21 protein-coding genes and 1 pseudogene are annotated in these 17,956 nt (G+C 67.8%); 9 read left to right on the top strand and 13 right to left on the bottom strand.

Going from position 1 to position 17,956, the window contains the following annotated elements:
- Window position 1: 1 nt before the first annotated feature.
- Entirely contained in the window at window positions 2-1,198 is a 1,197-nt protein-coding gene (dxr, locus tag JWS14_RS35655; protein ID WP_420855150.1) for a 1-deoxy-D-xylulose-5-phosphate reductoisomerase, read from the bottom strand.
- An 81-nt stretch (window positions 1,199-1,279) separates the two neighbouring features.
- Here dxr and JWS14_RS35650 point away from each other — a divergent pair, with 81 nt between their 5' ends.
- Window positions 1,280-1,549 (top strand): DUF2631 domain-containing protein, encoded by a 270-nt coding sequence (locus JWS14_RS35650; RefSeq protein WP_072937825.1) that lies wholly within the window; start codon window positions 1,280-1,282, stop codon window positions 1,547-1,549.
- Window positions 1,550-1,630: 81 nt separating this feature from the next.
- Here the strand turns inward: JWS14_RS35650 and rlmN are convergent, their stop codons facing one another.
- Window positions 1,631-2,740, bottom strand: coding sequence for a dual-specificity RNA methyltransferase RlmN (gene rlmN / locus JWS14_RS35645; protein WP_095860763.1), 1,110 nt, complete (start codon window positions 2,738-2,740; stop codon window positions 1,631-1,633).
- A gap of 114 nt (window positions 2,741-2,854) precedes the next feature.
- Here rlmN and JWS14_RS35640 point away from each other — a divergent pair, with 114 nt between their 5' ends.
- Together JWS14_RS35640 and JWS14_RS35635 are read left to right on the top strand one after the other, a co-directional pair.
- Window positions 2,855-3,268: a LapA family protein gene (locus JWS14_RS35640; protein WP_160098907.1), complete on the top strand. Its 414-nt coding sequence runs from the start codon at window positions 2,855-2,857 to the stop codon at window positions 3,266-3,268.
- Between the two features lie 83 nt (window positions 3,269-3,351).
- Window positions 3,352-4,203 (top strand): HpcH/HpaI aldolase/citrate lyase family protein, encoded by an 852-nt coding sequence (locus JWS14_RS35635; RefSeq protein WP_206015285.1) that lies wholly within the window; start codon window positions 3,352-3,354, stop codon window positions 4,201-4,203.
- Window positions 4,204-4,212: 9 nt separating this feature from the next.
- Here JWS14_RS35635 and JWS14_RS35630 read toward each other — a convergent pair whose 3' ends face one another.
- The 6 genes from JWS14_RS35630 to rpsB all read right to left on the bottom strand — a co-directional run bounded on the left by JWS14_RS35630 (window position 4,213) and on the right by rpsB (window position 9,247).
- A complete protein-coding gene (locus JWS14_RS35630) occupies window positions 4,213-4,914 on the bottom strand; it encodes a class I SAM-dependent methyltransferase (RefSeq protein WP_206015284.1) in 702 nt (233 codons plus the stop codon).
- 10 nt (window positions 4,915-4,924) lie between these two features.
- On the bottom strand, window positions 4,925-5,851 hold the full coding sequence (locus JWS14_RS35625) for a phosphatidate cytidylyltransferase (RefSeq protein ID WP_095860764.1): 927 nt from the start codon (window positions 5,849-5,851) through the stop codon (window positions 4,925-4,927).
- 28 nt (window positions 5,852-5,879) lie between these two features.
- Window positions 5,880-6,437, bottom strand: coding sequence for a ribosome recycling factor (gene frr, locus JWS14_RS35620; RefSeq protein ID WP_015890301.1), 558 nt, complete (start codon window positions 6,435-6,437; stop codon window positions 5,880-5,882).
- An 81-nt stretch (window positions 6,438-6,518) separates the two neighbouring features.
- Window positions 6,519-7,247, bottom strand: a complete 729-nt coding sequence (gene pyrH / locus JWS14_RS35615) for a UMP kinase (protein WP_015890300.1) — start codon at window positions 7,245-7,247, stop codon at window positions 6,519-6,521.
- A gap of 178 nt (window positions 7,248-7,425) precedes the next feature.
- Window positions 7,426-8,250 (bottom strand): translation elongation factor Ts, encoded by an 825-nt coding sequence (gene tsf, locus JWS14_RS35610; RefSeq protein WP_072937822.1) that lies wholly within the window; start codon window positions 8,248-8,250, stop codon window positions 7,426-7,428.
- 112 nt (window positions 8,251-8,362) lie between these two features.
- A complete protein-coding gene (gene rpsB / locus JWS14_RS35605) occupies window positions 8,363-9,247 on the bottom strand; it encodes a 30S ribosomal protein S2 (protein WP_005259344.1) in 885 nt (294 codons plus the stop codon).
- Between the two features lie 242 nt (window positions 9,248-9,489).
- Here rpsB and JWS14_RS35600 point away from each other — a divergent pair, with 242 nt between their 5' ends.
- Complete coding sequence (locus JWS14_RS35600; protein WP_373560121.1) at window positions 9,490-10,107, top strand: M23 family metallopeptidase; 618 nt, start codon at window positions 9,490-9,492, stop codon at window positions 10,105-10,107.
- 54 nt (window positions 10,108-10,161) lie between these two features.
- On the opposite strand, the gene JWS14_RS35595 is transcribed toward JWS14_RS35600, so the two are convergent.
- On the bottom strand, window positions 10,162-11,199 hold the full coding sequence (locus JWS14_RS35595) for a MinD/ParA family ATP-binding protein (protein ID WP_373560122.1): 1,038 nt from the start codon (window positions 11,197-11,199) through the stop codon (window positions 10,162-10,164).
- A gap of 76 nt (window positions 11,200-11,275) precedes the next feature.
- Window positions 11,276-11,897 (bottom strand): annotated as a pseudogene (locus tag JWS14_RS35590) (site-specific integrase).
- Between the two features lie 109 nt (window positions 11,898-12,006).
- Here JWS14_RS35590 and JWS14_RS35585 point away from each other — a divergent pair.
- The gene (locus JWS14_RS35585) at window positions 12,007-13,176 is read left to right on the top strand and encodes a multidrug effflux MFS transporter (RefSeq protein WP_095860767.1); all 1,170 of its coding nucleotides are present in this window, start codon (window positions 12,007-12,009) and stop codon (window positions 13,174-13,176) included.
- 21 nt (window positions 13,177-13,197) lie between these two features.
- Here the strand turns inward: JWS14_RS35585 and JWS14_RS35580 are convergent, their stop codons facing one another.
- Window positions 13,198-13,977 (bottom strand): siderophore-interacting protein, encoded by a 780-nt coding sequence (locus JWS14_RS35580; protein WP_206015283.1) that lies wholly within the window; start codon window positions 13,975-13,977, stop codon window positions 13,198-13,200.
- A gap of 359 nt (window positions 13,978-14,336) precedes the next feature.
- Between JWS14_RS35580 and JWS14_RS35575 the strand changes: the two genes are divergently transcribed.
- Together JWS14_RS35575 and JWS14_RS35570 are read left to right on the top strand one after the other, a co-directional pair.
- Entirely contained in the window at window positions 14,337-14,714 is a 378-nt protein-coding gene (locus tag JWS14_RS35575) for an ArsR/SmtB family transcription factor (RefSeq protein WP_072937817.1), read from the top strand.
- Window positions 14,711-15,319 (top strand): SRPBCC family protein, encoded by a 609-nt coding sequence (locus tag JWS14_RS35570; RefSeq protein WP_083395555.1) that lies wholly within the window; start codon window positions 14,711-14,713, stop codon window positions 15,317-15,319. The genes JWS14_RS35575 and JWS14_RS35570 overlap by 4 nt, the downstream gene beginning before the upstream one ends.
- A 39-nt stretch (window positions 15,320-15,358) precedes the next feature.
- Here JWS14_RS35570 and dprA read toward each other — a convergent pair whose 3' ends face one another.
- Both dprA and JWS14_RS51250 read right to left on the bottom strand, forming a co-directional pair.
- On the bottom strand, window positions 15,359-16,513 hold the full coding sequence (gene dprA, locus JWS14_RS35565) for a DNA-processing protein DprA (protein WP_206015282.1): 1,155 nt from the start codon (window positions 16,511-16,513) through the stop codon (window positions 15,359-15,361).
- Complete coding sequence (locus tag JWS14_RS51250; protein WP_259375976.1) at window positions 16,510-16,692, bottom strand: magnesium chelatase subunit ChlI family protein; 183 nt, start codon at window positions 16,690-16,692, stop codon at window positions 16,510-16,512. The genes dprA and JWS14_RS51250 overlap by 4 nt, the downstream gene beginning before the upstream one ends.
- A gap of 51 nt (window positions 16,693-16,743) precedes the next feature.
- Here JWS14_RS51250 and JWS14_RS35555 point away from each other — a divergent pair, with 51 nt between their 5' ends.
- Both JWS14_RS35555 and JWS14_RS35550 read left to right on the top strand, forming a co-directional pair.
- Window positions 16,744-17,505 carry a hypothetical protein gene (locus tag JWS14_RS35555; protein WP_206015281.1) on the top strand — a complete coding sequence of 254 codons (762 nt, stop codon included), beginning with the start codon at window positions 16,744-16,746 and terminating at the stop codon, window positions 17,503-17,505.
- 164 nt (window positions 17,506-17,669) lie between these two features.
- A complete protein-coding gene (locus JWS14_RS35550; protein WP_206015280.1) occupies window positions 17,670-17,906 on the top strand; it encodes a hypothetical protein in 237 nt (78 codons plus the stop codon).
- Window positions 17,907-17,956 lie beyond the last annotated feature (50 nt).

The following is a 17,956-nucleotide window of genomic DNA, read 5'->3' as shown; positions in this document are numbered from 1 at the left end:
TCTAGCCTTCCTGCTTCACGAGCTGACGTGCTCGCTCACGTGCCCAGCCGTCGGCGGCCAGTACGTCTTCCACGGTAGCCGGTGGCGCCGACCACTCGTCCGCCTCGGACAGCACGGAGGCGACGGTGCGGACGATGCGCGGGAACCGGATGATCCCGTCCAAGAATGCCTGAGCGGCGACCTCGTTCGCAGCGTTGTAGACGGCGGTGAGGCATCCCCCACCCTTGCCCGCCTCGCGGGCGAGGTCGACGGCGGGAAAAACCTGCGAGTCGAGTGGCTCGAACTCCCAGGTGGACGCGGTGCTGAAGTCGCAGGCCGCGGCGGCGCCCGCCACCCGGTGCGGCCAGCCGAGGGCCAGCGCGATCGGGAGCTTCATGTCCGGTGGGCTGGCCTGCGCGAGCGTCGAGCCGTCGGTGAACGTGACCATCGAGTGCACGATGGACTGCGGGTGCACGGTGACGTCGATCCGGTCGTAGTCGACGCCGAACAGCAGGTGGGTCTCGATCAGTTCGAGCCCCTTGTTGACGAGGGTCGCCGAGTTCAGCGTGTTCATCGGCCCCATCGACCACGTGGGGTGGGCGCCGGCCTGCTCGGGTGTCACCGATTCCAGCCGGTCGGCCGTCCAGCCGCGGAACGGTCCGCCGGAGGCGGTGAGGACCAGGCGGTCCACCTCGTCCGCGCTGCCACCGCGCAGGCACTGGGCCAGCGCCGAATGCTCGGAGTCGACCGGCACGATCTGTCCCGGCGCCCCGGCCGCCGTCACGAGTGGCCCGCCTGCGACGAGCGACTCCTTGTTCGCCAGCGCGAGCCGCGCACCGGACTCGAGCGCGGCCAGGGTCGGCTCCAGGCCCAGCGAACCGACCAGTGCGTTGAGCACGACATCCGCTTCCGTGGTGCGCACGAGTTCGGTGACGGCGCCCGGTCCGCCCAGCACCCCGGGCAGATCCAGCGCTGCGGCCGCGCCCGGATCCGCGACTGCGACGGACGACACACCCGTCTCGCGAATCTGCCGGGCCAGCAGTTCGACGTTTCCGCCACCGGCTGCGAGCCCCACCACCGTGAACTTGTCCGGGTTGGCGGCCACCACCTCCAACGCCTGGGTGCCGATCGAACCGGTGCTGCCGAGCAGCAGGACGCGAGTGGGCCTGTTTTCATCCACCCGCCCATTGTTCCTGATCGAATGCGGACCGCCCGCCATGGATGGCCCCACTACATACGACGGGCAGTCGTATGTCACGATATGTCGAGTAGCGCAACCGAATCTGCAGGAGGATCGATCGTGGCCGGTACCCAGTTGGAGCCCTCGTCCAGCGACCCCATCGTGGCCGCACACATCGACACCGCGGAGGTCCCGTCGGCGGCATGGGGCTGGAGCGGTGAGGCGCCGAAGACGTTCCGGTTCTTCGGATGGTTCTTCGCCGTGTTCCTGCTGCTCATGATCATCGGAAACCACAGGGGTTTCGTCGAGGACCTGTGGCTGATCGGCTGCGCGGCCGTGATGTTCTTCATCCTCATTCGTGACATCGTCCTGCGGCGCAAGCCCCGGTAGCACCGAACCACGAACGAAACCCCTCGCCCCGATCACTCGGGGACGAGGGGTTTCGTCGTATGGGCCTGCGTGACGAAATACTCAGTTCTCGGCGGCGAGCTGGCCGCAGGCGGCGGCGATCTCCTGGCCGCGGGTGTCCCGCACCGTGCAGGACACACCCTGCGCCAGCACGCGCCGGACGAATTCCTTCTCCACCGGCTTCGGGCTCGCGTCCCACTCACTGCCCGGTGTGGGGTTCAGCGGGATCAGATTCACGTGCACCAGCGGTCCGAGCGCCTTGCGCAGTTTCTTGCCCAGCAGGTCGGCGCGCCACGGCTGATCGTTCACGTCCCGGATCAGCGCGTACTCGATGGAGACCCGGCGACCGGACTTGTCCGCGTAGTAGCGGGCCGCGTCGAGGACCTCCGCCACCGACCAGCGGTTGTTCACGGGGACCAGGGTGTCGCGCAGTTCGTCGTCCGGGGTGTGCAGGGACACGGCGAGCGTCACGCTGAGGTCCTCGTCCGCGAGCTTGCGGATCGCGGGCGCCAACCCCACCGTCGACACCGTCACCGAGCGTTGCGACAACCCGAGGCCGTCGGGGGCGGGCGAGGTGATGCGGCGGACGGCGGCGACCACGCGCTTGTAGTTGGCGAGCGGCTCCCCCATGCCCATGAACACGACGTTCGACAACCGGCCCGGACCGCCGTGGACGTCACCGTCGCGCAGGGCGGCCGCGGCGGCACGCACCTGGTCGACGATCTCGGCGGTCGACAGGTTGCGTTGCAGCCCGCCCTGACCGGTCGCGCAGAACGGGCACGCCATTCCGCACCCGGCCTGACTGGAGATGCACAGCGTCGCGCGGTCGGGGTAGCGCATGAGGACGCTTTCCAGCAGCGTCCCGTCGTTCGCCTTCCAGAGCGTCTTGCGGGTGTCGCCCCCGTCGCAGGCCAGGTGCTTGACGGGGGTGAGCAGCGTCGGGAACAGCGCCGCGCCCACCTGCTCGCGCACGGCGGCCGGGAGGTCGGTCATCTTCTCCGGATCCGCCTCGAGCCGCGCGTAGTACTGCCGGGCCAGCTGGTCGGCCCGGAACCCGGGCAGACCCAGCTCCTTGACGGCCTCCCGCCGCTCGGTGGAGTCGAGGTCCGCGAGATGCTTGGGGGGCATCCCACGCCGGGGCGCGGTGAAAACGAGGGGAAGCGAGACAGCCATAGTTTCTCCATTGTCCCATTGATTCGGGGGTCGTTGTCGTGCGGATGCCTGATCGACGTTGTTTCGCCGCCCGATGCGCATGCGGAACCCGCCCAGGTGGGTGAAGATCAACTCATGTCGACAACACCGGACGACCCTTCGAACTTCCCACCGGACGTCCCGGCCGGTCGTGGTCCCGGTACCGGAGCGGCGCCCACGGACCCGACACAGCCCGACACGTCACCGGCAGGCACCGAGCATCCCGACGTCGCCCGCCGCAAGGGCATCAAGCACACGCGGGTGGGTGCCACCTGGACCGGCCTGGTGATCGGAATCGTCGTTCTGGTACTGCTTCTCGTGTTCATTCTGCAGAACCTCGACAGCGTGACCCTCGAACTGTTCGCCTGGGATTTCACGCTCCCGCTGGGCGTCACTCTGCTGTTCGCGGCAATTGCGGGCGCGGTGATCATGGCCCTCGCGGGCGGTGTCCGCATCATCCAGATCCGGCGGGCGGCGAACCGGCAGCGGCGCCTGAACAGTAATTTCTAACTGAACAATAGTTACGCAAGTGGATTGCGCCGCCGCCTTGCGAGCAGAATTACTGTCGTGGATATCACCGGAACGGCACGACTGTGAAGGCCGACATGGAGACGACTGTGGCACCGCGCATCGCGGCTGAACAAGCACGATCCTGGCTGCTGGTTCCCGCCGGCAAACCCGAGGGTTTCGAGGCGGCACACACCAGCGCCGCCGACGCGGTGATCCTCGACCTCGAGGACGCCGTCACTCCCGACCGCAAACCCCGGGCCCGGGCCGACGTGGTCGCCTGGCTCGGCGAGAACCGCCGCGCGTGGGTGCGGATCAACGACGCCACCACGCCCTACTGGGCGGACGACCTGGCAGCCTTGCACGGTGTGCCCGGACTCGAGGGCGTCATGCTCGCCAAGACCGAGAGCGGGATGCAGGTCGACGCGACCGCCGAGCGACTCCCCGAGGGCACGAAGGTGCTCGCTCTCGTCGAATCCGCGATGGGGCTCGAGGCCGCACCCGAGATCGCCCGGACGGAGGCCACCTTCCGCCTGGCGTTCGGCAGCGGCGACTTCCGTCGCGACACCGGCATGGACGACTCACCGCTGGCGATGGCGTATCCCCGCTCCCGGCTGACGGTCGCCAGCCGGGCCGCCCGGATCGCACCGCCGATCGACGGCCCCACCCTCGGCACCGACATCGACGCGCTGATCCGCGCGTCGGCGCTCACCCTGTCGATGGGGATGACCGGGAAGCTGTGCATGACCATCGCGCAGACGGCTCCGGTCAACGACGCACTGAGTCCGTCCCCGGCCGAGGCCGAATGGGCACGCGACGTGATCGCGGACCTCGGCGAGGACGGTTCCCGGGTGCGGGACGGCAGCGACCTCCCCAAGCTGGCGAAGGCCAAGAAGATCAACGCGCTCGCCAAGCTCTTCCACATCGCACCGCGGTAACGACACCGGTCAGAGCAATTCCAGCCCGGCGGGCTTTCGGCGGACGTGCACGCGGTAGCGCACGTCGAGAGCCACGCCGGGGGTCTGCGCGAATGCCGTGGACGCCGTCTTCTTGGTGAACTCGATGCCGAGGACTGCGTGCAGCGCTTCCCGGTTCGGGAAGCGCCATCGTGTCTCCACTCGGGCCAGGTCGAACCCCTGCGCTGCGAAGAAGGCCTCCACGGCCGCCGGGTGGTAGTGCGGCAGGTCGGCTCGCATCCATTCCCCGTAGGGATGGGCCGTCGCGTCGAGATCGACGACGACCAGTGCGCCGCCCGGGCGCAGCACCCGCATCGCCTCACGAATTCCACGGCCGCAGCCCGGTCCGAAGAAATACGCGGTCCGCGCGTGCACGACGTCGACGGACGCATCGCACAGGGGTATGCCCTCCGCGGAGCCGTCGAGCACGCGGACGTTCGGCAGGTGCCCCACGCGGGCGCGGGCCCGTTCCAGCAGCGGCGGATGGGGTTCGATGCCGTAGACCGTGGCCGCGGACTCCGCGAAGACCGGGAGATGGAAACCGGAGCCGCAGCCCACGTCGGCGACGACGCCGCCCGTCCAGTCCACGGCCCCGCGCAGGTGCCGGAAGATCGCACCGTCCACGTCCTGGGCACGGTTCTCCACCTCGTACCACTCCGGCCAGTGCCAGATGTTCGGGCTGGGAATGGTCACGACAGCGCGGTCACACGAGGACCGTGAGCACCAGCCACGTCACGAACGCCGACGGCAGCAGGGAATCGAGACGGTCCATGATCCCACCGTGCCCGGGAAGCAGAGTGCCCATGTCCTTGATCTGCAGCTCGCGCTTGACCTGGGATTCGATGAGATCGCCGAGCGTGGCGGTGACCACCAGCACGACACCGAGGAGCACACCGATCATCGAGTTCTCGTCGAGGATCAGCGTGACCGTCAGCAGGCTTCCGATCACGCAGAACAGCAGCGAGCCGAAGAACCCTTCCCACGACTTCTTGGGGCTGATCGCCGGCACCATCGGATGCTTGCCGAACAGCACACCCGCCGCATAACCACCGACGTCGGAGCAGACCACGCCGATCATCAGGCACAACACTCGCCCGGCGCCGTCGTCCTGCAGCACCATCAGCACGGCGAACGACGCCAGCAACGGAATCCAGGACGCCACGAACACGGTGATCGCGGTGTCCCGGAGGAAGTTCTGCGGTGTCGCCTTCAACCCGTGGTCGAACAGGCGCCAGACCATGCAGACCAGCACCGTGCCCGCGAAGGCGCTGAGCACTCCGACCGGGCCGAACGGCCACCCGAGCCACAGGATCGCCTGCCCTCCGGCGATCAGCGGGATCCGGGGGGCGCTGATGCCGGCCTCGCGGAGCCGCTTCGTGACCTCCCACGTGGCGACGGCCATCGCGACCGCGACCACCCCGATCCACACGAGGGGCACGTAGACGAGGATCAGGATGAGCGCGACGCCGAGCCCGACGCCGACGCCGATCGCCGCGGGGAGGTTACGCCCGGCCTTGGACTTCGCGGCCGTGGCCGGTTCCGGCGCGGGCTTCCCCTCGGAGACCGGTCCCGAGGGGTCGCCCTCGGAGATGGGTCCCCCTGGGGTCCCGTGTTCTGCTGGCACGGTCACTGTCCCCGATCCACTCCTCGTCTCGTGACTAAACTTCCAGTAACTCGGCTTCCTTGTGCTTCACCAGTTCGTCCACCTGCGCGACATACCGGGCGGTCGTCTTGTCGAGTTCCTTCTCGGCCCGCCCCACCTCGTCCTCGCCGGCCTCGCCGTCCTTCTGGATCCGGGACAGCTCGTCCATCGCCTTGCGGCGCACGTTCCGCACGGACACCTTCGCGTCCTCACCCTTGGACTTGGCCTGCTTCACCAGTTCGCGGCGGCGTTCCTCGGTGAGCTGGGGAACAGAGATGCGGATCAGGTTTCCGTCGTTGGACGGGTTCACGCCCAGGTCGGAGTTCCGGATCGCCGTCTCGATGGCATTCAGCTGCGAGGCCTCGTACGGCTTGACGACGACGAGACGCGCTTCCGGCACGTTGATGCTGGCGAGCTGCGTGATCGGGGTGAACGCGCCGTAGTAGTCGATTCCGATGCGGTTGAACATGCCAGGATTCGCGCGGCCCGTACGGATCGATCCGAGATCGTCCTTGGCCACCGTGACAGCCTTCTCCATCTTCTCCTCGGCTTCGAAGAGAGCTTCATCAATCACGGCTGTTCCTCCATGTCGTTCTGCATCGATTCGTCACTGCCTCTGTTTCGAGAAAACCCTGTGTCGAGCGTGGCACGCGCGTCATGACTTGACGAGCGTTCCGATCTTCTCACCGGACACCGCCCGAGCGATATTCCCCTCGGTCAGCAGATTGAACACCATGATCGGCATCTGGTTGTCCATACACAGGCTGAAGGCCGTCGCGTCGGCCACCTTCAGCTCCTGTTCGATGACCTCACGGTGCGTGATCTGCGTGTACATCGTGGCGTTCGGGTCGAGGTTCGGGTCCGCGGTGAACACACCGTCGACGGCCTTGGCCATCAGCACCACCTCGGCGCCGATCTCGAGGGCCCGCTGCGCCGCGGTCGTGTCGGTCGAGAAGTACGGCATGCCCATGCCGGCACCGAAGATCACGACGCGTCCCTTCTCGAGGTGACGCTGGGCGCGCAGCGGAATGTACGGTTCCGCCACCTGACCCATGGTGATCGCCGTCTGCACGCGGCTGTCGATGCCCTCTTTCTCCAGGAAGTCTTGCAGAGCAAGGCAATTCATGACGGTGCCGAGCATGCCCATGTAGTCGGAACGCGCGCGGTCCAAACCTCGCTGCTGCAGTTCCGCACCACGGAAGAAGTTGCCGCCGCCGATGACCACCGCCACCTGCACCCCGGATCGCACGACCTCGGCGATCTGCTCCGCGACCTTGGTCACCACGTCGGGGTCGAGACCGACCTTGCCACCACCGAACATTTCTCCGCCGAGTTTGAGAAGGACTCGATGGAATCCCGTACGTTCGTTGGCTGGTTCGGACATTGCTCTCCTCAGTTCCACAGCACTCGTCGATTTCGACAGCGGCCGAGCGCACCCACGCGGCTACCCGGCCCATTCAGACGGCCATCCTCATCCTGCCTCATCAGGACGGTGGCGGTATACGTAGGCCCCGCCGGGCGAGCGCACTCGTCCGACGGGGCCATACGACTCACACGAGCAGTTACGAAGCACCGACCTCGAAGCGGACGAAGCGCTTGATGGTCACACCGGCCTCGTCGAGGATCGCCTTGACGGACTTCTTGGAGTCCTGGACCGAGGACTGCTCGGTCAGCACGACGTCCTTGAAGTAGCCGTTGACGCGGCCTTCGATGATCTTCGGCAGAGCCTGCTCCGGCTTGCCCTCGGCGCGCGCGGTCTCCTCGGCGATGTGACGCTCGTTGGCGACGATGTCCTCGGGGACCTCGTCGCGCGTGACGTACTTGGCCTTGAGCGCCGCGACCTGCATCGCGGCGCCGCGAGCGGCCTCCGCAGCAGCGTCGCCCTCACCGGTGTACTCGACGAGGACGCCGACGGCGGGCGGCAGGTCGGCACTGCGCTTGTGCAGGTAGACCGCGACCGGTCCGTCGAAGGAGGCGATCTTGCTCAGGACGAGCTTCTCGCCGATCTTCGCGGACTGCTCCTGGATGACGGTGTCGACCGTCTTGCCGTCGAGTTCGAGTGCCTTGAGGGCGTCGACGTCGGCGGGCTTCGCTGCTGCGGCGACCGTGACGATCGACTCCGCGAGCTTCAGGAAGTCCTCGTTCTTCGCGACGAAGTCCGTCTCGCAGTCGAGCTCGAGCAGGACGCCGTCCTTGGAAACGACCAGGCCCTCGGCCGTGGTGCGCTCGGCACGCTTGCCCACGTCCTTGGCGCCCTTGATGCGCAGCTGCTCGACAGCCTTGTCGAAGTCGCCCTCGGCCTCAGCGAGAGCGTTCTTGCAGGCCATCATTCCGGAGCCGGTGAGCTCGCGGAGCCGCTTGACGTCAGCGGCGGTGTAGTTCGCCATGGTGAGCGAGCCTCCTCATATGTCTGTTGGGACGTAAGTCAGGGTAGTACTCGGGGCAGACCGTGAAACGGCCCTGACCAAAGATCTCTTGGTCAGGGCCGTGTGCATCGGATCAGGCCTCGGTGGAGGGAGCCTCTGCTGCGGGGGCCTCGGCAGCCGGAGCCGCCTGTGCCTCAGCTGCGGGAGCGGCCTCCGCTGCGGGAGCGGCCTCTGCTGCGGGCGCTGCCTGCGAGAGCAGTTCCTGCTCCCACTCGGCGAGGGGTTCGCCGGCGCCGGCCTCGGGCTTCGCGTCCTTGTCGGCGCTCAGTCCGGCACGGGCCTGCACGCCCTCGGCCACTGCGGAAGCGACGACCTTGGTGAGCAGGGCGGCGCTGCGGATGGCGTCGTCGTTGCCCGGGATCGGGTAGTCGACGAGGTCGGGGTCGCAGTTGGTGTCCAGGATCGCGATGACCGGGATGTTCAGCTTGCGCGCCTCGGCAACGGCCAGGTGCTCCTTGTTGGTGTCGACGACCCACACCGCGGAGGGGACCTTGGCCATGTCGCGGATACCACCGAGAGTGCGATCCAGCTTGGTCATCTCACGCGTGAGCATGAGGATTTCCTTCTTGGTGCGACCCTCGAAGCCACCGGTCTGCTCCATCGCCTCGAGCTCCTTGAGGCGGAGAAGACGCTTGTGGACGGTGGTGAAGTTGGTGAGCATGCCGCCGAGCCAACGCTGGTTGACGTAGGGCATCCCGACGCGAGTGGCCTCGGCCGCGATGGACTCCTGGGCCTGCTTCTTGGTGCCGACGAAGAGGACGGTGCCGCCGTGGGCAACGGTCTCCTTGACGAATTCGTACGCCTTGTCGATGTACGTCAGCGTCTGCTGCAAGTCGATGATGTAGATGCCGTTGCGGTCGGTGAAGATGAATCGCTTCATCTTCGGGTTCCAGCGACGGGTCTGGTGACCGAAGTGCGTGCCGCTGTCCAGCAGCTGCTTCATTGTTACGACAGCCATGGCTGTGTATCTCTCTTTCATTGCCGGTTGATGCCGAACGTCGGTGACGTTCCGCCCTGGCGCCCGTGAACCGTCGGACTCACATCGAAATGCGAGACCAGCCGACGATCCGTATACTGCGCGGACGCGCGAAGTCGGACTGTGCGAACACAGACCGCTCGATCAGTGTACGGCCTCCACGTTCCACGCCCTAACCGCCCCTGCCACACCCGGTCCACGCGTGCAAGGGTTCTGCGGAATCTGTGGACGGATCGGGATCCATCCACAATGTCACCCGCCGCCCGATATTTGCCCCGGACGTGCGGGATCGTCGAGCCATGACGAAGTTCGGGGCGATCCTGCGGGTCCTGACCGCGACGGTCACGGCGACGACCCTCCTGAGCGCCGCGGTACTCCTCTCCCCGGCCGCCGAAGCTGCGCCGACCGGCGACTTCGACTGGCCGCTGCACCCGCGGCCTCGGGTGGTGCGGGCCTTCGACAATCCCGAGCACGACTGGCTTCCCGGCCATCGCGGCGTGGATCTGGGTGGCGTGCCCGACGAGGCGGTGCTGTCCGCGGGCGCGGGCGTGGTGGTGTTCGCAGGCACGGTCGCGGGTAAACCCGTCGTCTCCGTCGACCACCCGGGAGGTCTGCGCACCACGTACGAACCGGTGACCGCCCGGGTCACCGCCGGGCTGCGCGTCGGCCGCGGCACCGTCCTCGGCACACTCGAACCCGGGCACCCGGGCTGCATCGCCCCCGTCGCCGCGTGCCTGCACTGGGGTCTGCGCCGCGACCGCGAATACCTCGACCCACTCGGACTCGTCCGGGTGGCGCCGGTCCGGCTCCTCCCCGTCGTGCCCCGTGATCGCGGCGGCTAGCGCCACTCAGCGCAAATCGTCGCGGCTAGCGCCACTCAGCGCAGATCGTCGCGGCTAGCGCCACTCAGCGACGGCGTGTCTGCCCGCCGACTCCGGGAAATCGTCCGCGACCATCGCGGCGAGTTCGACGAACGCCTTGCGCGTCTCGGGACGCAGCAGATCCAGATCCACGATCGAGCCCTCGGCGAGGTGCTCGTCGAACGGCACCACCTTCACCGCACGGCACCGGAGCAGGAAATGGTTGGTCAGTTCCGTCATGTCGATCATGCTCGAGCCGGGCCGGGCGGCACTGATCACGACGACGGTGCGGGACACGAGGTGCCCGTAACCGTGGTGCTGCAGCCAGTCCAGCGTGGCGGCGGCGCTGCGGGCGCCGTCGATCGCGGGCGAACTCACCAGCACCAGGGAATTGGCGAGTTGCAGAACGCCGTTCATCGCCGAATGCATGATCCCGGTGCCGCAGTCGGTGAGGATGATGTTGTAGTACACCTGCAGGATGTCGATGGCCCGCCGGTAGTCGTCCTCGCTGAACGCCTCGGAGATCGCCGGGTCCTGCTCGCTCGCGAGCACCTCGAGGCGGCTCGGCGCCTGCGACGTGTGAGCCCGCACGTCCGAATAGCGCCGGATGTCCGCCTCGGCCGCGATGAGGTCGCGGACGGTCGAATGTGTCTGCACTGGAACCCGTTGCGCGAGCGTCCCGAAGTCGGGGTTGGCGTCGACAGCGATCACGCAGTCGCCGCGCAGCGACGCGAACGTCGATCCGAGCCCGATCGTGGTCGTCGTCTTCCCGACGCCGCCCTTCAAGGACAGGAACGCAATTCGATAGTCCCCCTGGATCGGCTGCCGGATCCGGTCGAGGAGTGCGGCGTCACGAGCCTCCCCGGCCGACTCACCCAGGTTCACCGTTCCCCCGGTGAGCCGGTGCAGCCCGCGCCGCCATCCCCGGCTCGGCGCCTTGCGCGCTCGCTCGAGGAGCGCATCCGCAACCAGATCCTGATTGGTCACCTGATGCTGACTCGGCGCAGGAGCGGTGGCATCGCCCACCGGGGTGCCGCCACCGTCGTTCAGCCAGGACGGTTGCGATCGAGTCAAGTCTTCGCGGTCCACTGTTCCCCCGGGATAGTGCAGAAACAACTGCAGATTCGTGGGGCGACGCTACCAAACCGGATCAGGCCCGGGGATGCGCCTGATCGTGCACCGCACCGCAGCCTCGCCACGGACACGTGCGAGTAGAGCTGGGTGGTGGCGAGGCCGGCGTGCCCGAGCAGTTCCTGCACCACGCGCAGGTCGGCGGTGCCCCTCGAGTCGGTGCGTCGCCGCCGTGTGACGCGGCCCGTGCGGGCTCAAGGTTCGGCGCACCGGGGACACTATGAGGCGGTCCCGCAGCGTGATCGGATCGTTCTGCTGCGCGCCCGATTCGGCGGCGTCCATCACGTCGGCCGCCTGCGACTGCCGCAGCACCGGGGGCAGTGCCCGATGGGCCTTCGCGGCGCCCAGCCGGGCGCCGGGATCGGTGGCGATGCGCCGGGTCCGCAGCAGCCAGACTGTGAAGTTGCGCACCGACGACGTCCGCCGGGCGAGTGTGGTCCGGCGATGCCGGCCGCGGACCGGCTCGCCGGCCACGACCGCAGCACCTGGATGTCGAGCTCTCCGAGGTATTCGTCCGGTGCCGTCGACAACCATTGCTGCAGCAGCGACTTCGCGTCCGGGGCGTACGCCTTCACGGTGTGCGGCGATCGACCCCGTTCGAGCCCGAGATGCCGGGTGTACGCCTCGAGTACCAGCTCCAACGGTGCCGGCAGGTCGCTGCTCACAGAGGCAGCAGTCGACTCGGGCGGGACATGAATCAAGCAGCCGCGCCGCTAGAGTTCTTTTGTGCAGCGAACGATCTCCATCCCGATGTTGTGTGTTCTGGCGTTACTGTCCGCGATCGCTCCACTCGCCACCGACATGTATCTCCCCGGTCTCCCCCTGATGACGGAGAGCCTGAACACGTCGGCGCCGAGCGTGCAGCTGACGTTGACCACATTCATGGCCGGGCTCGGGATCGGCCAGCTCGTGGTCGGACCGTTGTCGGACGGCCTCGGTCGCCGTCGCCTGCTGATCGGCGCCACCGTCGTGACGACGCTCGCCGCGATGGCCTGCGCTCTCGCCCCGACCGTCGAAACCCTCATCGCCGCACGACTTTTCCAGGGACTGAGCGGCGGCGCGGCGATCGTGCTCGCCCGCGCCTGCATCGCCGACCGGGCCCGCGGCGACAGCGCCGCCCGGCTCTTCAGCATCATGATGATCATCGGCGGCGTCGCACCGGTGGTCGCGCCGCTGCTGGGCGGGGCCCTGCTCGGGCCGGTCGGCTGGCGAGGGATCTTCTGGGTCCTCACCGCCGCCGGGGTGGCGATGTTCGCGGGCGTGCTGATCCTCGTCCCGGAGACGCTTCCCGAGGAGAACCGGCACGGCGGCGGGCTCACGGCACTCGTCCGGAACCTGCACTACGTCGTCGGCAACCGCGTGTACCTGGGTTACGCGTTCACGTTCATGTTCGGGTTCGTCGCGCTCTTCTCGTACATCTCCGCGTCCCCGTTCGTCGTGCAGAACGTCCTCGGCCTCAGTCCGGGGCAGTTCTCGATGGTGTTCGCCGTGAACGCGGCGGGCATGGTGAGCGCCGCGATCGTGAACACACGGCTCGTCGGCACGTTCCATGCCCGGCAGTTGCTCGGTTTCGGGGTCACGCTGCTCCTGGCGGCGGGCGCCGTACTGCTGCTCGCCGCGACAACGATCGATTCGCCGCCCTGGTGGGCGATCCTGATCCCGCTGTTCGTCTCGGTGTCGAGCATCGGTTTCGTGATGGGCAACGCGACGGCGCTGGCTCAGGGCGAGGTGACCAAGGCGTCCGGCACCGGGTCCGCGCTCCTCGGGGCAGGTCAGTTCGGTCTCGCCGCGGTGGTCTCGCCGCTGGTCGGGATCGCCGGACCCGACAGTGCCGTCCCGATGGCTGTCGCGATCCCGTCGGCGGGCGCCGTGGCCATGCTGTCGCTGCTGGTGCTGACGCGGCGGACGCGCACGTCGTAGCGCGTCCGCCGGGTCAGCGTGTCAGCGGGAGGCACCCTCGCTCGCGGCGAGCTCGGACTTCCACACCCGGAAGCCTTCCTCGGTGCGACCGCGGCGCCAGTATCCGGAGATCGACGCGGAACGAGCGGGGACGCCCCGCTCGTTGCGCACGTAGGAGCGGAGGTTGTGCATCACGGCCTGCGCCTCACCGTGAATGAACACCTGCGCGTCTCCGGGCAGCCATTCGGTGTCGCGGACCGCGGCGACGAGGGGGGCGTTGTCTCCCGACGCCTCGTCCCCGATCCGGTCCGCCGTGTCGCCGCGGTGGATCCACGTGACGTCGACACCCGCGGGCGCGTCGAAGGCGATCTCGTCGTCCGAGCCTGCGACCTCGATGATCACCCTCCCCACCGCCGACGCGTCGAGTTTCTCGACGGATGCCGAGATGGCGGGAATCGCGGTCTCGTCGCCCGCGAACAGGTACCAGTCGGCCGCCGGGTCCGGTGCGAACGCCCCTCCGGGGCCGCGCAGCGTCAGGATGTCACCGGCCGCCGCGGCCGCAGCCCACGGTCCGGCGACGCCGGCGTCGCCGTGGACCACGAAGTCGATCGCGATCTCCCGCGCCGACGGGTCCACCGACCGGATCGTGTAGGTGCGCAGGACCGGCGCTTCGGGGCTTCCGAATTCGAGTTTCGCGTACGCGTCGGTGCAGGCGTTGGGAACGAAGCTGTCGAATCCCGGGTCGCCGAGGATGACCCGCACCATGTGCGGGGTCAGCCATTCGGTCCGGAGCACGGTCAGTGTTGCGGTCGGCTTTGCCACAGGCATCTCTCCAATGAACTCAAGTTGGTTAGTGTTACCTAACTACGGTACAGGAGAGACTGCCGGCAACGGCCGGAGTCGTTTACGAGCCGGAAGCGAACAACAAGCTCAACACGTGCGCGACGAAGTTCCGCCACAAATCCTCGGCTGACCCCATATCTCACTCCTGACGTGACGCTGATCCACCTGTGGGTATCGCATGCGGTTTGCGAGGTGCGTTCCAGAGACGTTTCTACTCCACCTCGTCGCCGATCGGTCGGTTCGACTCACCCTTTGCGCAGGCCGGAGCGTGACGAAGAGTCGAACCGCGCCACACTTCGGTCCTTGCCTATATTGGCGACAACCGATATAAAGGGTGTGTGCATGCGTTCGACGTACTCGGCGACCCCGTTCGGCGGCGGATCATGGAACTCCTGTCCGAGGGCGAACTCTCGGCCGGTCAGGTGACCGAAGTCGCAGCCGCCGAGTTCGGGATCTCACAGCCGACGGTGTCCGGACACCTGCGGGTGCTTCGGGAGAACGGGTTCGCTACGGTCCGGCGCGAAGGCACCAGACGTCTCTACGCGGTCGAGCCTGCACCGCTGCAGGAAGTGGATCGATGGCTCGACGGGTTCCGCCGGTTCTGGAGCCAGCCGCTCGACGCCCTGGCCACCGAACTCGCCCGCGGGAGTCGTCAGGATCCCCGGCCGAGCCGAGCCGCACACCCCGAATCATCGACAGAAGGAGACCGACAGTGAACGAGATCGCCGGTCAGGACACCAGCCTGACGACAGTGCAGCGGAGGATGGGCAACCGGGACATCGCCGAGGGTGCAGCGCGAACGGCGGTGCTCAGGCGACGCTACGACGCGCCGATCGACGACGTCTGGAATGCCATCACGACCCCGGACCGCGTCGACCGCTTCTTCCTCCCGCTCAGCGGCGATCTGCGCGCGGGCGGTTCCTTCGCCCTGCAGGGCCAGGCCAGTGGAGAGATCCTGGCCTGCGACGCCCCACATCTGCTGCGGCTGCAGTGGACTCCGCCCGGCGACCCTGGTTACAGCGACCAGGTCGAGGTCCGGCTGACCGCCGACGGTCCGGACGCGACGTGGTTGGAGTTGGAACACGCCTCCGTCGCCGACGTCTTCCGCAACGACCCGGACACGGGCTGCTACGGCGTCGGAACGGGCTGGGAAGGTCCCCTGCACTATCTCGGCGAGTACCTGCGCGGCGTCCTGCCGGACCGCCCCAGCACCGAGTGGTACACCTTCGACGAAGCCGAGGAACTGCGCCTCGCCAATTACCGCGGCACGGAATGGGCGAAAGTCGAGGCACAGCACGCGCGGAACACCGGCCACGCCTGAGAATGCATTCAGGTCGCCTGCCCCCGAGCCGGCCCCGTCTCACCGCTGCCGCGACCATCCGGTGTCGTCGGAGCCGACGAAGCCCTCCATCTCCAGCAGCGGGAGCACGGCGCGGACCTGCTCCACCGCGACTCCGGACAGTTCGGACAGTTCCCGGACCCCGCGCGGTCCGGCGGTCGGCAACGCCTCGTACACCAGCAGGGCGTCGCCCGACAGCGCGTCGAGATCGCGGACCACCTCGGGGCCGTCCCGCAGCCCGATCGGCCCGGCCTCCTCCACCACGTCACCGGCGTTCGCGACCAACCTCGCCTCACCCTCCCGAATCATCCGATTGCACCCGGTCGACGACGCCGACGTCACCGGACCGGGCACCGCCATCACCGGACGCCCCAGTTTGCGCGCCCAGCTCACGGTGTTCCGGGCGCCGCTGCGCCAGCCGGCCTCCACCACGACCACCCCGTCGGACAGGCTCGCCACCAACCGGTTCCGCGCCAGGAACCGATGTTTCGCCGGAGTCGTGCCCGGCGCGTACTCGCTGATCACCGCACCGTTCTGCGCGATCTGCCGCAGCAAGCGCGCATGCCCCGCCGGGTACGCGCGATCCACACCACACGCCAGCACCGCCACCGTCAGGCCCCCGACACTCAGCGCCGCACGATGCGCGGCGCCGTCGACCCCGAATGCTGCGCCCGACACGATCGTCCACCCGTCGACGGCGAGATCACCCGCAATCTCCGCTGTCACGCGCTCGCCGTACCCGCTCGCCGCCCGTGTCCCCACAATCGAGATTGCCCGATCGGTGAGTTCGGCCACCGGGCGCGAACCGAGCACCCACAGAGCGAGCGGCGGACCCTCGTCCCGCGACCGCGACAGATTCCCGAAACCGAGGAGCCGCCACTGAGGCCACTCGTCGTCGTCCGGCGTCACGATCCGGCCACCCATTCCCGCCACCAGTTCGAGATCGTCCGCGGCCGTGTCCACATGGGCACGGGCCACCGTCCGCTCCCCCAGCATGTCCGACAGATCCCTTACCCGCACGGCCCGCGCAGCCTCCTCCGGCCCCACCTCCTCCACGAGACGGGACAGCGCCGGACACGGCCCCTGCACCACCTTCGACAGATACGCCCACGCCAACCGGCGCGGATCGTGAACTCCACTCGGATCCGTTGCGTCACTTCGAATTTCCACCGTCATTGAAAGCTCCGATCACGAAAACCCAACGCGGTGACCACCTGCTCCGGGCCCGGCATGCCCAGCCCGGCCAGATCGCTCACCGTCCACGCCACCGCTAGTGCACGCGGATAGCGGACTAATGAGATTTGCCGCTGCTTTGCCGAGGCGGGGACTCGAGGACGACACCGTTCCGCTTTCAACTGTCGGACGCCGGGCCTACCCTTTTGCCGACCCCACCACTAGGAGGCCCGTTGTCCACCGTTCCCACATGGCTTGCCGTCACCCAATCGACCGCAACCACACTCGGCGTGTTGATCGCGCTGTATATCGCAGCGTGGCGTGAACCGCGCAAGGCCAGGGCCGAACGCGCCGAGAGTGACCGTAAGGCGCAGATCGAACGTGACCGGCACGACGAACAGATGAGCGCACTGCTACGCGCCGAGAACGACCGGATCGCCGCGCAGGCCCGCAAGGTGGTGCCAACCGCAGTCCCGACCAGCGTGTTCGGAAAGGGCATGTGGTCGGTCAAGGTGTCGAACCTCAGCAATGCACCGATCACCGACCTCGGCGTCCGTGTCGTGGCGATCGACGTGCAGGGCACCGAGATTCCCGATGCGTGCGAACAGGCCAACGGCAAGATCGCAACCGGCGAACTGTTCTCCAATCTGTTGTCGGACGCTATCGGTGCCGCAGTCGGAACGGCGGTGGGCCGGGCCAACCCGTTGGCGGGCATGTTGGGCGGAATGGGTGGAATGAACGGGGCACAGATGGGCGCGTTGGCAGGACCCCAACTTGCGCCACGGATTCAACCGGCATTGCAGGAGGCACTGAACGGCCACCTGGCCGACGAGTGGATGACGACCCTCACCCCGGATCAGAACGCCGTCATGGCGTACTCAGTTTCGGCCGAGGGTGCACGCCTGCGCGTCGAGATCACGTTCACCGACGAGGCCGGTTACCGGTGGACGCGCACCGACAACGGCGGTCCCACCCGCCTCGACGACACCGCGTAGGACGACCCGAGGGCAGGGGCTTCCCTCCCCTGTCCTCGGGTCGTTGGCTGCACGGTAGCCGAGGCCCCGGCGCACGGTCGGCTCGGTGTCGGCCGGACCGTTTAGAGTTCTCGTGGCAGACCGGCCGGTCTGCTATTCGTTCAAGTTAGAAGGGCACGCCCCACATGGCTGTCATCGTCTATTCCAGCAACACCAAGTACTCCATCGAGAAGGGCGCGTTCGCGACCGTTTCCGAAGGCCACCTGTTTGTCTACGAATCCGGCAACGGAATTCCGCGCGACGTCGTGGCCGTGTTTGCGCCGGGCCTGTGGGAGCGGTTCGTCCGTGACGGGTCCGTCGTCCGCTCTAAGAGTGGAAACACCGCGACGCTCACCGGTGACGTGGTGGCGGCAACCAGCTAGCACACAGCAACGGCCCCCGCCTAGCCGAGTAAGGCGGGGGCCGTTGGCCT

It is taken from the genome of Rhodococcus koreensis, from assembly GCF_017068375.1.
Lineage (GTDB): Bacteria > Actinomycetota > Actinomycetes > Mycobacteriales > Mycobacteriaceae > Rhodococcus_F > Rhodococcus_F koreensis.
The sequence above is the reverse complement of the archived record's forward strand: the minus strand, read 5'-3'. Positions and strand labels throughout refer to the sequence as shown.

Coding starts and splice junctions, on each gene's coding strand:
- pyrH (WP_015890300.1), bottom strand. CDS start 7,247: ATGTCCGAACCAGCCAACGAACGTACGGGATTCCATCGAGTCCTTCTC.
- JWS14_RS35585 (WP_095860767.1), top strand. CDS start 12,007: ATGTTGTGTGTTCTGGCGTTACTGTCCGCGATCGCTCCACTCGCCACC.
- JWS14_RS35640 (WP_160098907.1), top strand. CDS start 2,855: ATGTCGACAACACCGGACGACCCTTCGAACTTCCCACCGGACGTCCCG.
- dxr (WP_420855150.1), bottom strand. CDS start 1,198: ATGGCGGGCGGTCCGCATTCGATCAGGAACAATGGGCGGGTGGATGAA.
- dprA (WP_206015282.1), bottom strand. CDS start 16,513: ATGACGGTGGAAATTCGAAGTGACGCAACGGATCCGAGTGGAGTTCAC.
- tsf (WP_072937822.1), bottom strand. CDS start 8,250: ATGGCGAACTACACCGCCGCTGACGTCAAGCGGCTCCGCGAGCTCACC.
- rpsB (WP_005259344.1), bottom strand. CDS start 9,247: ATGGCTGTCGTAACAATGAAGCAGCTGCTGGACAGCGGCACGCACTTC.
- JWS14_RS35550 (WP_206015280.1), top strand. CDS start 17,670: ATGGCTGTCATCGTCTATTCCAGCAACACCAAGTACTCCATCGAGAAG.
- rlmN (WP_095860763.1), bottom strand. CDS start 2,740: ATGGCTGTCTCGCTTCCCCTCGTTTTCACCGCGCCCCGGCGTGGGATG.